This window comes from Actinomadura macra NBRC 14102, assembly GCF_001552215.1.
GTDB classification, from domain to species: Bacteria; Actinomycetota; Actinomycetes; order Streptosporangiales; family Streptosporangiaceae; genus Spirillospora; species Spirillospora macra.
On the sequence record NZ_BCQT01000003.1, the window covers coordinates 198,890 to 212,525 of the forward strand.

At 71.6% G+C, this 13,636-nt stretch carries 12 protein-coding genes; 1 reads left to right on the forward strand and 11 read right to left on the reverse strand.

Translation table 11 applies throughout. The features are described from left to right. Window positions 1-72: 72 nt before the first annotated feature. From AMA02S_RS04585 to AMA02S_RS42755, 7 genes are all read right to left on the reverse strand, one after another. Entirely contained in the window at window positions 73-2,301 is a 2,229-nt protein-coding gene (locus AMA02S_RS04585) for an acetate--CoA ligase family protein (RefSeq protein WP_067452013.1), read from the reverse strand. After that, window positions 2,291-3,442: an ABC transporter ATP-binding protein gene (locus AMA02S_RS04590; RefSeq protein ID WP_067452016.1), complete on the reverse strand. Its 1,152-nt coding sequence runs from the start codon at window positions 3,440-3,442 to the stop codon at window positions 2,291-2,293. The genes AMA02S_RS04585 and AMA02S_RS04590 overlap by 11 nt, the downstream gene beginning before the upstream one ends. Beyond that, a complete protein-coding gene (locus AMA02S_RS04595; protein WP_218004841.1) occupies window positions 3,439-4,242 on the reverse strand; it encodes an ABC transporter permease in 804 nt (267 codons plus the stop codon). The genes AMA02S_RS04590 and AMA02S_RS04595 overlap by 4 nt, the downstream gene beginning before the upstream one ends. A 74-nt stretch (window positions 4,243-4,316) precedes the next feature. Next, window positions 4,317-5,186 carry an ABC transporter permease gene (locus AMA02S_RS04600; RefSeq protein WP_169806776.1) on the reverse strand — a complete coding sequence of 290 codons (870 nt, stop codon included), beginning with the start codon at window positions 5,184-5,186 and terminating at the stop codon, window positions 4,317-4,319. Window positions 5,187-5,277: 91 nt separating this feature from the next. Further along, a complete protein-coding gene (locus AMA02S_RS04605) occupies window positions 5,278-6,399 on the reverse strand; it encodes an extracellular solute-binding protein (protein ID WP_067452022.1) in 1,122 nt (373 codons plus the stop codon). Between the two features lies 1 nt (window position 6,400). Continuing rightward, window positions 6,401-7,897, reverse strand: coding sequence for an amidase (locus tag AMA02S_RS04610; protein WP_067452025.1), 1,497 nt, complete (start codon window positions 7,895-7,897; stop codon window positions 6,401-6,403). Then, window positions 7,894-8,175, reverse strand: coding sequence for a hypothetical protein (locus AMA02S_RS42755; RefSeq protein WP_067452030.1), 282 nt, complete (start codon window positions 8,173-8,175; stop codon window positions 7,894-7,896). The genes AMA02S_RS04610 and AMA02S_RS42755 overlap by 4 nt, the downstream gene beginning before the upstream one ends. Window positions 8,176-8,310: 135 nt before the next feature. Between AMA02S_RS42755 and AMA02S_RS04620 the strand changes: the two genes are divergently transcribed. Continuing rightward, the gene (locus tag AMA02S_RS04620; RefSeq protein ID WP_067452031.1) at window positions 8,311-9,033 is read left to right on the forward strand and encodes an enoyl-CoA hydratase/isomerase family protein; all 723 of its coding nucleotides are present in this window, start codon (window positions 8,311-8,313) and stop codon (window positions 9,031-9,033) included. Window positions 9,034-9,049: 16 nt separating this feature from the next. Here AMA02S_RS04620 and AMA02S_RS04625 read toward each other — a convergent pair whose 3' ends face one another. The 4 genes from AMA02S_RS04625 to AMA02S_RS04640 form a co-directional block, all read right to left on the reverse strand. Then, window positions 9,050-10,051 carry a TauD/TfdA family dioxygenase gene (locus tag AMA02S_RS04625; protein ID WP_067452033.1) on the reverse strand — a complete coding sequence of 334 codons (1,002 nt, stop codon included), beginning with the start codon at window positions 10,049-10,051 and terminating at the stop codon, window positions 9,050-9,052. Between the two features lie 31 nt (window positions 10,052-10,082). Further along, entirely contained in the window at window positions 10,083-11,069 is a 987-nt protein-coding gene (locus AMA02S_RS04630; protein ID WP_067452036.1) for a TauD/TfdA family dioxygenase, read from the reverse strand. Window positions 11,070-11,245: 176 nt separating this feature from the next. Further along, complete coding sequence (locus AMA02S_RS04635) at window positions 11,246-12,409, reverse strand: acyl-CoA dehydrogenase family protein (protein WP_067452039.1); 1,164 nt, start codon at window positions 12,407-12,409, stop codon at window positions 11,246-11,248. Continuing rightward, window positions 12,402-13,574 carry a CaiB/BaiF CoA transferase family protein gene (locus AMA02S_RS04640; RefSeq protein ID WP_067452042.1) on the reverse strand — a complete coding sequence of 391 codons (1,173 nt, stop codon included), beginning with the start codon at window positions 13,572-13,574 and terminating at the stop codon, window positions 12,402-12,404. The genes AMA02S_RS04635 and AMA02S_RS04640 overlap by 8 nt, the downstream gene beginning before the upstream one ends. Window positions 13,575-13,636: the final 62 nt, after the last annotated feature.

The window sequence follows — 13,636 nt, forward strand, 5'->3', positions numbered from 1 at the left end:
CTTACGTGTGTGCGGCAGATACGGGGACCTGGACGGGAGCTCCGTCCAGGAACGCCCCTAACTCGTCGGCCCTCATGGCGCCGGCCGGGGCCCGGCCGCGGCGACGATCCGGAAGTCGAGCACCCGTACGCCCTGCCCTCGCGGCAGCACGGCGACCGGGTTCAGGTCGATCTCCACCTCGGCCTCGCGCAGGTCGGCGGACAGCCGGGCGACGCGCTGGACGAGGTCGACGAACGCGTCGGCGTCGGCCGGTGGGGAGCCGCGGTAGCCGGCGAACAGGCGCGCCAGCGGCGTGCCGGCCACCATCCGCCGTGCCTCCCCCGGCGACACCGGCAGCAGCGCCAGCGCCGGGTCGGGTTGGAGTTCGACCAGCGTCCCGCCGGCTCCGAGCGCCAGCACCTGCCCGTACACCGGGTCGAGGCCGCATCCGACGAACGCCTCCACGCCGCCGGTGACCATCTCCTCCACCACGACCTGCGGCGCCGGCTCGCCGAGATGGCCCGCCACCGACGAGGTGACGGCCTCGTACGCCTCGCGCACCTGCGCCGGCGTGGACAGCCCGACCGCGACACCGCCGAAGTCGCTCTTGTGGACCACCTTCGGTGACGCGGTCTTCAGCACGAGCGGGAAGCCGACCGAGGCTGCCGCCGCGACCGCGCCGTCGGCCGAGTCGGCGGTGATCCGCCGCGGCAGCCGCAGCCCGTACCGTTCGGCCAGCTCCGCCAGCACCTCGTGGGACACCTGCCCGGCCGGTGACGCGTCCAGCGCCCGCCGCACGGCCCGCAGGGACTCCGCGGGCCCACTGTCGGTGACGGTGACGTCCGGCTGCGCGTCGTCCTGGGCGGTGGCGCGGACGTGCGCGGCGGCGGTGGTCACCGCGGCGACCGCGGCCATGCCCGCGCGGGTGCCGTGCACGATGGGGATGTCCGAACCGGCCAGCGCCTCGGCGGCGAACGGGTGCAGCCCGCCGCCGTAGTTCGACAGCACCATGACCGGCGTGCCGGAGCGCAACCGGACGCCGGGCAGGGTCGCCAGCAGGTGGGAGTAGGAGGTGACCAGCCGGTCGCCCAGCGACGGCGGCGCGTCCAGGATGACGGTGAGGAGGTCGACCCCCGGATCGGCGGCCACGGCCGCCGCCAGCCGCCCGAACCGTTCGGGATCGCCGACCAGCTGGCCGGTGCCGTCGAGCGGGTTGGCGATCGTGGCGAAGTCCGGCAGGATCCGCGCGAGCTCCTCGCGGGTGCCCGGTGACAACCGCGCGAGCCGAACCGCGCCGCTCTCCTCGTCCTCCGCGGCGGTCTGGCGGACGCCGAAGTCGGCGGCGACGTCGGAGACCAGCCCGATCTCGCCGCCGGACAGCCCGACGAACGCGACGCGCTCGCCGGCCGGGCCGGTACGCAGCGTCGACAGCGCCGCCAGCGCCTCGGTCAGCTCGTCGAAGTCGGTGACCGTCACGATCCCGGCCCGCCGGCAGAACGCCTCGTAGGCCCGCGCGTCCCCGGCGATCGCGCCGGTGTGGGAGGCGACGTTGCGCGCACCGAGTTCGGTCCGGCCGACCTTCAGGGCCACCACCGCGACGCCGTTGTCGTGCCCCTTCCGGACCGCGGCCATGACGCCCTCGGCGTCACTGAGGCCCTCCACCACGATGCCGACCGCACGGGTGGACGGCTCCTGGACGAGGTAGTCGAGGTAGTCGGCCAGGCCGGTCACGGTCTCGTTGCCGCTGGAAATGACATAGGAGAACCCCAGCCGCCCGGAGCCGGCCAGCAGGATGCACCCCGATCCCGACTGCGACACCACGGCGACCGGGCCCGCCCGCAGGTCCGCGCCGTAGCGGGTGCCGGTCAACCACAGGCCGCGGCCGGGATTGAACACCCCCAGGCAGTTCGGGCCGACCAGGCTCATGCCATAGCGGCCGGCCAGTTCGCGCAGCCGGTCGGCCCGCGCAGCGCCGTCGGCGGTCTCCTCGAACCCCGAGGCGAAGACGACCACGCCACGGCAGCCCTTCTCACCGGACTGCTCGACCAGCGCGGCCACGGTGTCGCCGGGCGTGCAGACCACCGCCACCGTCGGGGTGTCCGGGACGTCGGCCAGCGACCGGTACACCGCGACGGCGTCCACGTCCCGGCCGCTCGGGTGCACGCCGTAGACCGTGCCGCCGAAGTCCGCCCGCCGGAGGTTCTCCAGGATCCGGCGGCCGGTCGAGCCCGGCCGCGCCGACAGCCCGACGATCACGATGCTCTTCGGGTTCAGCAGATCCTCAAGCGCGGGCTGGCGGTAACGCGCGCCGCTACCGCTCATGGGGCACCGCCGCCACCTGGGTCGTGTCGAGGTAGGCCGTCAGCGTTCCGCCGTGCCGGATCGAGTCGCGCGCGTCGCGGGGCAGGGTGGCGCGCAGCGAGTCACCGTCGGCGGTCCGCACGGTGACGCGCACGGAGTTGCCCAGGTACAGGTCGTCGAGCACCTCCACCTCAAGACGGGCCGGAGCCGCTCCGGCCGGCGTCAGGCTCAGCGCCTCTTCGGGGATGCTGAGAATGACCCGCTCGGCCGGCTCCAGCGGCTGGCCGCACGCGACCTCCATGTCGCAGCCGGCGAACCCGACGCGCGCCCGGTCGCCGGTGAGCCCCGCCAGGGTGGCCTCGACGACGTTGTGCCCGCCGAAGAAGCTCGCGACGAAGCCGGTGCGCGGCCGGGTGTAGAGCTCCTCGGCGGTGCCGACCGCGTCGATGCGGCCGTCGTGCATGATGACGATCCAGTCCGAGAGGGTCAGCGCCTCCTCGCGGTCGTGCGTGACGTAGACGGTCGTCGCGGCGGCCTCGTGATGCAGCCGGCGCAGCTCCACCGCCATGCGCATGCGCAACTCGCGGTCCAGCGCGCCGAGCGGTTCGTCCATCAGCAGCAGTTGCGGACGGAAGGCCAGCGCGCGGGCGACGGCCACCCGCTGCTGCTGCCCGCCCGACAGCTCGCGCGGCAGCCGCCCGCCCAGCGCGCCGAGGCCGACCAGCTCCAGCATCTCGGCCACCCGCCGGTCGCGGTCCGTCTTCGACCAGCGGCGCATCTTCAGGCCGTAGGCGATGTTGTCCGCCGCGGTCATGTGCGGGAACAGCGCGTAGTTCTGGAACACCATCCCGATCTCGCGCGAGGCCGGGGGTATCCGGGTGACGTCGCGGCCGTCGATCAGCACCTCGCCCTGGTCGGGTGCCAGGAAGCCGGCCACGACGCGCAGGATGGTGGTCTTCCCCGAGCCGCTCGGGCCGAGGACGGTGACGAAGTTGCCGTGGTCGGCGACCAGGTCGATGCCGCGCAGTGCCTCGGTGCTGCCGAAGCGCTTGATCAGCCCGCGCAGTTCCAGCCCTGCCGTCGCGGGTGGCGCGGCGGGGGCGGGACCGGGTTCGGCCGCGGCCTCCTGCCGCGGCGGCCCCTTCCGTGCCCTGACGTTCATATCTTCCTCCGCAGCATGAAGGCGAGCGAGCCGACGACACCGGTGCCCACCATGAGCAGGGTCGCGATCGCGGTGATGTTGGGATCCAGTCCCGTCTTGACGTTGTCGAAGATGGCCTTCGGGAGCGTCACCGTTCCCGGACCGCCGAGGAAGTTGATGAGCACGGCCTCGTCGAAGCTGGTGATGAACGAGAAGAGGTAGGCCGCGCCGATGGCCGGCAGCAGCTGCCGCAGCGTGATCCCGAGCATCGCGCGCGGCCGTGACGCACCGAGGGTCATCGCGACCAGCTCGGTCTCCGCGGGAAGGCGCGCCATCGCCGAGCCGAGGATCAGCAGGACGAACGGCAGGCCGTGCACCGCGTAGGTCAGCACCAGGGCCCCGAGGTTGCTGGTGAGCCGGAACTGCACGAACAGCGTGTACAGGGCGACGGCGTAGGCGACGCCCGGAATCACCAGCGGGCTCAGGCCGATGGCCTGGAGCAGCCCCTTCAGTGGCAGCCGCGACCGGTGCAGCGCGAACACCGCCGGGATGCCGATCAGCAGCGAGATCGCCGCCGAGACGGTGGCCAGCTTGAACGACAGCATCATCGCGTCGATCCAGGTGTCCGAGCCGAAGAACGACCGGTACTGGCGCAGCCCCCACTCCTCGGGTGGGAACTGGAGCACGTCGGCGTTGGAGAACGACAGCACGACGACGCACAGGATCGGCACGGCCAGGAACAGCACCGCGGCTGCGCGCACCACCAGGTCGGCCACCTTCACGCCGCGGGCGAGGGCCCGGCGTCCGGTCGTGTCGGGCACGGCCCGTGGAGCGTTCCCAGGGGCGACGGACGCAGTCCCCGAGGGAGGCATGGACGGGGGGAGGGTGTCGGTCGTCATCCGATGGCCCTCCGCATCCGCTCCTTGCCCACCAGGCGCAGCCCGCCGAGGATGACCAGCGCGGCGACGATCAGCAGCAGCACCGAGGCGACCGCGGCCTGCGCCGGTTCGAACAGGTTGAAGATGTCATCGGCGATGAGGCTCGCGGTGAACGGCGCCGTGGCCCCGCCGAGCAGCACCGGCGTCAGGTAGTAGCCGATACAGATCACATAGACGATCACTGTCGAGGCCAGCAGCCCCGGCAGGGCCAGCGGCGCGACCACGTCGCGCAGCGCCCGCACCCGCGAGGCGCCCATGCTCTCGGCGGCCTGGATGAGGTTCAGATCGATGGTGACGTAGACCGCGTACAGCGGCAGCACCGCGTAGGGCAGCATCTGGTAGGTCATGCCGGCCACCACCGCGAACTGGGTGCGCAGCAGTTGCATTGGCTCGTCGATGATGCCCAGCGACGTCAGGGTCCGGTTGACGACCCCGAAGCGCTCCAGGAGCACGGTGAAGGCGTAGATCTTCACCACCGCCCCCATCCACAGTGGCATGAACACGGCCAACAAGATCACCATGCGGGTCAGCCGGCTCTTGGTGGTGCGCAGCGACCACGCCAGGACGGCGCCGACCACCACGACGATCACCGTGACGATCAGCGAGGTGAAGCAGGTCGTCCACAGCGTGCGCCGCGCCGCCGGGCTGTGGAGGAAGTCGCTGAAGTTGCCGAACCCGTCGGGCTCGCCGAACGCCGTCCGCAGCAGCTCGACGAACGGGTAGAGGATGAACACGCCGGCGGCGACGAGGAACGGCGCGATCAGTCCCAGCCCGGTCAGGCCGGAGAACGTGGACTGCCATCCCCTCGTGCGTGTTCGGCGGCTCATCCGAAGCATGTGCTCATCTCCTGGTCATCTCCCATCCGTGCTCATCGGTGGACGGCGTGCCGGTGGTGGTGTGCCACCGGCACGCCCGCTCTCAGCCGACGAGGATCTCGCGAAGCGCCTTGCCGAGTTCCTGCTGCTGCTTGGCCCCCGCCTTGCCGTCAACGAGGGTGATGCCGGTCTTGTTGATGGGAAGATTCGGCAGCACGCTGGGCGACAGGTACTTCTGCATGTCGCGACCGGCGGTGCCGCTGTAGATCTTCTCGGTGAACTTGGCCTGGTTCTCCCGGTGCGCGGCGTACCACTTGATGAACTCGAATGCCGCTTCCTTGTGCTTGGCGCCCTTGGTCACGCACCAGCCCTCGTCGAAGAGCAGGCCGCCGTCCCAGTAGAGCTTCAGGGTGGGGACCTGCTTCATCGCCGACACCAGGACGGTGTTGGGCGCCTGCATGATCGCGACCTCGCCGTCCACGACGGCCTGCTGCATCTGCGCGGGGCTGGTCGACCACACCGGGACGTTCGGCTTGATCTTCTTGAGGGCGTTCATCGCGCGGTTCACGTCGACGGGGAAGTACTGCGCGGGCTGGACGCCGTCGCCCGCCAGCGCGAACACGCTGGTGAAGACGGGGTTGTTCGCCGTGATGCCCCTCGTGCCCGGGAAGTTCTTCACGTCGAAGAACTCACGCGGGTTCGTCGGACACTTCTTGACCAGCTTGGTGTTGCAGCCGATCAGGTTCACTGTGCCGCCGTGGTCGAGGTAGTACGGCTCGGACGGGCTGGGCCGGATCGCGCCGTCGGCCACCACCGGCGAGATCTCGGTGACCAGCGACTGGGGGAACCTCTCGAGGTTGCCGTCCAGGACCAGCTTCGAGGTGTCGCCGCCGGGGGCCTCCAGCAGGTCCCACTCGATGTTGTTGCCGGCGCGCTGCGCGGCGACCTTGGCCGCGAAGCCGCCGCCGGGCGTGGCGACGGTCACCTTGATCCCGGTGTCCTTCTCGAACTGGTCGTAGAATGCTTCCTTGTTCGCGGCCGTGAACGACCCGCCCCAGCCGGCGACGACCAGGGTCTTGTCCGAGCCGCCGCCGGAGTCGGAGCTCGAACCGCAGGCGGCGGTGACGGTCGCGACCGTCGCGGCGAGCGTCCCGATCGCCAGGGCCGTCAGCCGGCCGTGCCGTTCACGCCTGCCACCGCCGGAGTGCTTTCTCTGGGAAGACATGTCATCCTGCTCCTTCTCGTGCTGTGTGCGATGACGGTGCGACCCTCTGGTGTGCGACCCCGTCGCGTGTGGCAGGCGGCACCCTCAGGTGCCAGTCGGTGTGCCGCTGGTAGGTGTCGGCGACGCGCAGCACCGTGCTCTCGCCGAATGGCCGGCCCACGACCTGGAACGACAGGGGGAGCCCTGCCGCGGTGAACCCGCAGGGCACGGCGACCGCCGGCAGCCCGGCGGCGTTCCACAGGCCGTGGAAGCCCGGCCGTACCAGTGCCGCGGTCATGTCCGCCGACGCGATCGGCGCGGCGGCCGTGAGCGCGACCGGTGTGAGGAGAACGTCGACCTGCGCGAAGACCTCCGCCAGAACCTGCCGGAACAGGGTCCGGACCCGCTGGGCCTGGACGTAGTCGGCGCCGGTGAAGAACGCCGCCCGCGCGAGGAGTTCGCGAGTCGACCTGCCGTACTCGTCCCACCTGCCCACCAGGTTCTTCCGGTGGTAGGCGAACGCTTCGGAGAGGAACGTGATGTTGTTGGCGTCGTTCGCCTCCTGCGCGTGGGGTACGACGACGTCGGTGAGCGTCGCGCCCGCACGTGCAAGTTCGTCCGCGGCGCCCAGCACGCCGCAATGGACCTCGCCGTCCAGCAGTGGCGAGTCCAGGAAGTACCGTGTCGGCACGCCGACCCGCAGCCCGTCGACCCCGCCCCCACGCGCGCCCTCGGCGTAGCGGTCGACGGGTACCGCCGAGGAGTACCGGTCGCCGGGGTCGTGGCCGGCGATGACGTCGAGGATCAGCGCGCAGTCATAGGCGCTGCGGGCCATCGGCCCGACGGTGTCGAGGCTGAACGCGCACGGGACGACGCCGCTCTTGGGCACCCGGCCGAAGGTGACCTTCAGCCCGGTGTGGCCGTTCGCGCCGGCCGGGCCGCGGACCGATCCGCCCGTGTCGGTGCCCAGCCCGCCCAGGGCCAGCCCCGCGCTGACCGCGATCGCCGTCCCCGAACTGGAACCCATCGGCGTGTGCTCGGGGTTCCAGGGATTGCGGGGGAACGGGAAACGCGTCGCGTCGTCGTGCGCAGGCTCGCCGTGCGTGGGCTCGGCGGGCAGGCCGCAGGCGAACTCGTTCGTGGTGGACTTGCCGAGCAGGACGCTGCCCGCCGCGCGCAGCCGCGCCACGGCCGGCGCGTCGACGCCGTCGCCCCAGCCGGGGTCGAGGACCTCGCTGTTGGCCCGGGTCGGAGCGTCGCGGGTGGCGATGATGTCCTTGACCACCAACGGGATTCCCTGGAGCGGCGACCTGTCGCGTCCACGCGCGAAGTCCGCGTCGGCCTCGGCCGCCGCCGCGAGCGCCTCGGCCTCGCACACGGTGACGTAGGCGCCCAGCCCGCCGTCGAACCGGACGATCCGGTCGAGCACCGTCCGCGTCAGGGCCGTCGAGGTCACCGCACCGGACCGCAGCGCCGCGGCGGCGTCCTCGATGGTCAGCGGTAGGGCCGGAGTTGTCATGGACGTGAGCCCTGACGTGAGCCCTGACGTGAGCCTGGACGTGAGCAGGGTCGTGCGCCTCCGCCGGGGAGGGCGCCGGCAGGCGGCAGGGCGACGGGGTCGACCGGCGGATCGTCGCGCAGGGCCAGCTCCGACAGTGCGTCGGCCTTGGCGCGCAGTACGTGGTAGCCGGCGGCGATCCGGCCGATCTCGTCGTCGGTCGGCGAGAGCCCGGCCGCCCGCAGCGCGGTCGACGCCGCGTGGACGGCCGCGTCCACCGTGGTCTTCGTGTCGTCCACGAGCCGCCCGTCCCTTCGGTTGCAGTGAGCACGGTTGCTGTCGTGAGCACGGTCGTCGCGGTGAGCACGGTCACGGCCGGCCGCCGCGAGCCGGGGGTACGATCTGCCGTATTGCCTGGTCGTGAGGAGGAGCGCGTGAGTGTCGAGCCCTTGCGCACCGACGTGACCGGCTCGGTCGGGCTGGTCGAGATCTGCCGGCCGGGCAGGCGCAATGCCATCGACTCGGCGACCGCCACGCTGCTGGCCGAGGCGGTCGCCCGCTTCGACGCCGACCCCGGTGTCACCGCGATCGTGCTGTGCGGCCAGGGCGGTGACCTGTCCTCGGGAGCCGACGTGAGCGAGCCCCTGCCCGACCCGGCGAGCGCCCCGTGGCGACAGACACCTCATGCGCGGATGCTCCGTGTCGTGCGCACCAGCGCGCTGCCGGTCGTCGCGGCGGTCGAGGGCTGGGCGCTCGGCCTCGGCGTCGGGCTCGTCGGCGCGTCCACGTACGCGGTGGCCGGCGCGTCGGCGCGCTTCGGGTTCCCCGAGGCACGGTTCGGATACTTCCCGACGGGCGCGGTACCCAACGTCATCCGCCGGGTGCGCCCCGACCTCGTGCTGCGCTGGGCGCTGACCGGCCGGCACCTCGACGCCGCCGAGGCCGCGGCGCACGCGCTGGTCACCGACGTCGTGCCCGCCGGGCAGGCGCTGCCCGCCGCCCGCGAACTCGCCGCCGAACTCGGCGCGGCGCCACGGCACGTCGTGACCGCGGGCATGGCGTGGCTGCGGCAGTGGGCCGAGCACACCGTGCGGCCGCTCGACGACTGGTCGGAGGAGCACATGACCTTCGACCAGCCGCCCGCGCCACCGGACTGAACCGCCGCCGGGGCCATCACGAGACCCCGGCCCGCCACCGCCGCAGCGCCGGCACCAGCGGGCGCCCCTCGGCGCCGCGGCTGATCCACAGGCGTTGCAGCCGGCGCTGGTGGCTCGGGTCGGACGGGTCGTCGACGAACCCGGTGCGCGAGTGGATCACCGTGTAGTTGTTGACGAACTCCATGTCGCCGGCCCGCAGTGCCACGTGGACCGCGGTCCCCGGGCGCCGCAGCAGCGACTCCAGGTACATCAGGCAGGTCATCGCCTCCGCGCTCAGCCGCGGGACCTCCTCGAACCGCATCGCGCTCATGATCCGCTTGGTCGCCAGCGAGCAGGTCAGCGTGTCGCCGACGGCGGAGAAGATCGGTCGGGGGCTCCAGCCCGGTTCACCCGTAGCCTGCTGGTCCTCCCAGTCGGTGGCGTAGTCCTGGTAGACCAGCTCCAGCCACTCCGGGTGCTCGCGCACCAGGGCGTTGTAGACCGTCGCGGCGCTGGCCACCACCCGCGCGCCGCCGCTCTTGGCCGGTGCCAGGCAGAGATAGCTCACGACGTCGGTGGGATCGGTGTGGAACGGCGCGCCGGCCTTGCTGGCGTAGGTCCCGCCGCGCTGGGCGGGGTGGTGGGCGTCCTCGAGAAGGCGCAGCAGGTCGCCGTCACCGTTCTGCGGCACGACCTCGCCCACGTGCTGGGCGATCGCCCAGTGGATCCGCGACGCCTGCTCGGGCGTGTACCGCGTTCCCAACGGCAGGCCGCGCAGCACCGCGTAGCCCGTGCCGTGCTCCAGCCGCTCGACCAGGTCGGCGACCACGCCGGCCAGCCCAGGGGCGCGGACGTCCTGCCGCGTCAGTTCGCGGGTCGGACGGCCCGGCGCCGCGGCAAGCATCTCATCGGCCGCGTCCAGGTCGCGCTCGGTGAGGTGCCGCACGTACGGCTCGTCGGACTGGAGGTCCGCGGCGGTCCACACGCCAGGGCCGGTCACCGGCCGGTTCAGTACTTCCGTCGTCACTTCCGTCGTCACAATGAACTCCTGATCAGTCTCGGGCCGGGGGTCACGCGGACCGCGCCCACTCCAGGCGTGAGATGCCACTGCGCCAGTAGTGGTATTCCGGGCACACGACCCGCCCGGTGTCAGGGCGGCTGACCCACAGCCGCAGCAGGTGCCGCTGGAACCGGGGGTCGTCGGGGTCGTCGACGAAGCCGGTCCGGCTGTGCACCGTCACGAAGTTGTTGACGAACTGGATGTCGCCGACCTCCAGCGTCATGTCCAGCGCGATCCCCGGCCGGGTCGGGATCTCGTCGAGGAACAGCAGGCATGACACCTCACGCGCGGTGAGCCGCGGCACGTCCGGGAAACGGGTCGCGCTGAGGATCCGGCCGGTGCGGTAGGCCGCCGACAGCAGGCCGTCCACGTGGGAGTACAGCCGCGAGTAGTACCAGCCGGGGTTGCCGGGCGGCTCCTCGCTGACCCAGTCGGTCGGGAACCGCTTGAAGAGGATGTCGAGCCACTCCGGGTGCTCGTCCAGCACGATGTTGTAGGCGGTCATCGCGCTGGCGACCAGGCTGATGCCCCCGCTGCGGGCCTGGTTCAGGCACATCAGACCGACGATGTCGGTCTGGTCGGTGTGGAACGCGGCGGCCGAGGTCGTCGCGTAGCCCCGCGCGTTGTGGCCCTTGGCGCCGAGGTTCTGGATGTTCCCGATCAGCTCGCCCTTGCGGTTCTGCGGGACGAGCTCGCCCATGTGCAGGCCGATCGCCCAGTAGATCTTGGTGGCTTCCTCGACGCTGTAGCGGTCGTGGATCGGCAGGCCCCGCAGCAGCACGAACCCGGTGCCGTGCTCCAGCTCTTCGAGGACGTCCTGGACCTTCTCCGTGAAGGTGGGCAGCGGGAAGTCCCGTTTGGACAGCTCCTGCGCCGACTTGTCCCGGACGCCGGACAGGGCCCGGTCGAATTCCAGGAGGTCGTCCTCGGTGAACCTGCGCGCGTAGGAGTCCTCGTCGCCGATGTCGGCCGCCGTCCACACGCTTCGCCCGGTCACCGGTTCTTTCACTGTGTCTACCATCACGAACTCCAAGTAGGGACGATCGGCGATCACGTACCGAGCCGGGTCGCCAAAAGGGGACGCGGACGGTTCCGCCGCGCCGAATGGGTCTCGTCCTCGGCGGGCGCGCCCCGCGCGCCATGCGGTTTGTTGTAGGTCTGTCTGCTCGGGGGCTACACCACGGTTCCGTGCCTGTCGTGCAGCTGGGCCAGGAGCTTTGCGATGGTGAGCAGCTGGATCTGCGAGGTGCCTTCGTAGATCCGGAAGATCCGGCAGTCCCGGTAGAGACGCTCGATCTCGCTCTCCTTCACATAGCCGTAGCCCCCGTGGATCTGGAGTGCCTTGTCGACGGCCTGGAAGCAGTTCTCGCTCGCCACGTACTTGGCGATCGAGCCGGCCCGCCGGACGTCCTCGGACCGGTCGCGCAGCGCCGCCGCGTGGTAGGCGTTCAGGCGGCCGGACTGGACCAGCGTGTCGATCTCGGCGAGTTGCAACTGGATGGCCTGCAACTCGCGGATCGGCCGGCCGAACTGGATCCGCGTCGAGGCGTACCCGGTCGCGAGGTCCAGCGCGCGCATCGCGACCCCGTTGGCCAGCGCCGCGACGTCGATGCGCGCGCTGTTGAGGACCTCCAACGCGATGCGTCCGCCCCCGCCGGGCTCGCCGAGCGTGGCGCCCCGCTCGACCTGGACGCCGTCGAGGGAGACCTCGTAGGCGTGCTCGCCGCGGATGCCCAGCTTCTCGATGGGTGAGGAGAACCCGAGCCCCTCCGCGTCGGTGGGGACGAGGAACGCGGTGATGCCCCGAAAGCCCGCGTCGGGGTCGGTCATGGCGAACACGACGAGCCCGTCGGACTCCCGGGCGTTGCTGGTGAAGGTCTTGCTGCCCGACAGCGTCCAGCCGTCCGGCCCGGCGGTGGCGCGGGTCCGGATCCTGCTGATGTCCGAGCCGGCGTCCGGTTCGGTCAGGGCGAAGGCGACCCGGTACGACCCGGTGGCGAGGCCGGGCAGGTACCGCTTGCGCTGCTCGGACGAGCCGAACTGGCGCAGGGTCTCCATGCCGAGGTAGTGGCCGGCGAACACCGACCCGAGGGAGGCGTCGGCGTAGGCGACCTCCTCCATCGCGAGCACCTGGGTCACCATGTCCAGGCCCAGGCCGCCGAACTCCTCGGGGATCGTGATGCCCATGAGCCCCATGTCGGCCAGCCGGGAGACCAGCGTGGCCGGGTACTCGGCCTCGGCGTCGCGTCGTGCCGCGCCGGGCATCACCTCTTTGCGGCAGAACTCCCGCAGGGTGTCGCGGAACTCCTGCCGCTGGTCGTCGAGCAGATCAAACATCGGCGTTCTCCCGTCGGCCCTCGGTGCGCACCGGTTCGCCCGTCCAGCCGGCGACCAGGTCGTTGTGCTGGCCCAGCGCGGGCGCCGCCGTGCCGCCCTCGCGCGAGCCGACCATCCGGAAGCCGTTGTCCAGCGTCGGGAAGCCATCGGCCTCGGTGCGGACCATGCCGCGTGCGCTGACCTGCGGATGGCGTAGTGATTCGCGGACGTCGAGCACAGGTCCGCACGGCACGCCGGCCGCCGACAGCGCGGCGATCGCGCCGTCGCGGGTCCAGCCGGTCAGCGCCGCCTCCAGTTCCTTCTGCAACTCGTGGCGGTTCCGCCCGCGTTCGGCGTCGGTACGGAAGCGGGCGTCGTCGGTCCACTCGGGATGGCCGAGGGCCGAGGCGAAGGCCGCGAACAGCGGATCGTTGGCCACCGCGATGGCGATCGGCTGGTCGCTGGTGGCGAAGGTGCCGAACGGCGCGCTGATGGCGTGGTGGCTGCCGGTCGGCGCGATCGGCTCGTCGGTGAGCAGGGCGCGCATCGCGACGGACTCCAGGATGGACAGCAGCCCGTCGAACATCGCCACATCGATGTGCTGGCCCCGGCCGCTCCTCGTCCGCTGGTGCAGCGCCGCCAGCACGGCGGTCGCGGCGTACATGCCGGGCACGATGTCGCCGATGCTGGCGCCCAGCCGCGCCGGCGGCCCGCCGTCCGGGCCGGTGACCGACATCAGCCCCGACATCGCCTGCACGATCAGGTCGTAGGCGGGCTGGTCGGACAGCGGCCCGGTGCGGCCGTAGCCGCTGATGCTGACGGCCACGAGCCGCGGGTTGATCTCCAGCAGCCGCGCGGGCGAGAAGCCGAGCCGGTCGATGACCCCGGGCCGGAAGTTCTCGATGAGGACGTCGGAACGCCGGACGAGTTCGGTGAGCGTCTGGCGGCCCTCGTCGGACTTCAGGTCCAGCGTGATGCCGAACTTGTTCCGGTTGAGGAGCCGGTGGTAGCTGCTGGTGCCGTCGTAGAACGGTCCGAAATGCCGGCCGTCGTCGCCGGTCGGTGGCTCGATCTTGATGACCTCGGCGCCGAGGTCGGCCAGGATCCGGCCACAGAAGGGGCCCGACAGGACGCGTCCGAGATCGAGCACCCTGACGCCGTCGAGCGCGGCTACCTGCTCAGGCACGACACCCCGCCTTCCCGGAACCGATCGACTCTGGACGTGACGCAGGAGACGGAACGTTCCAG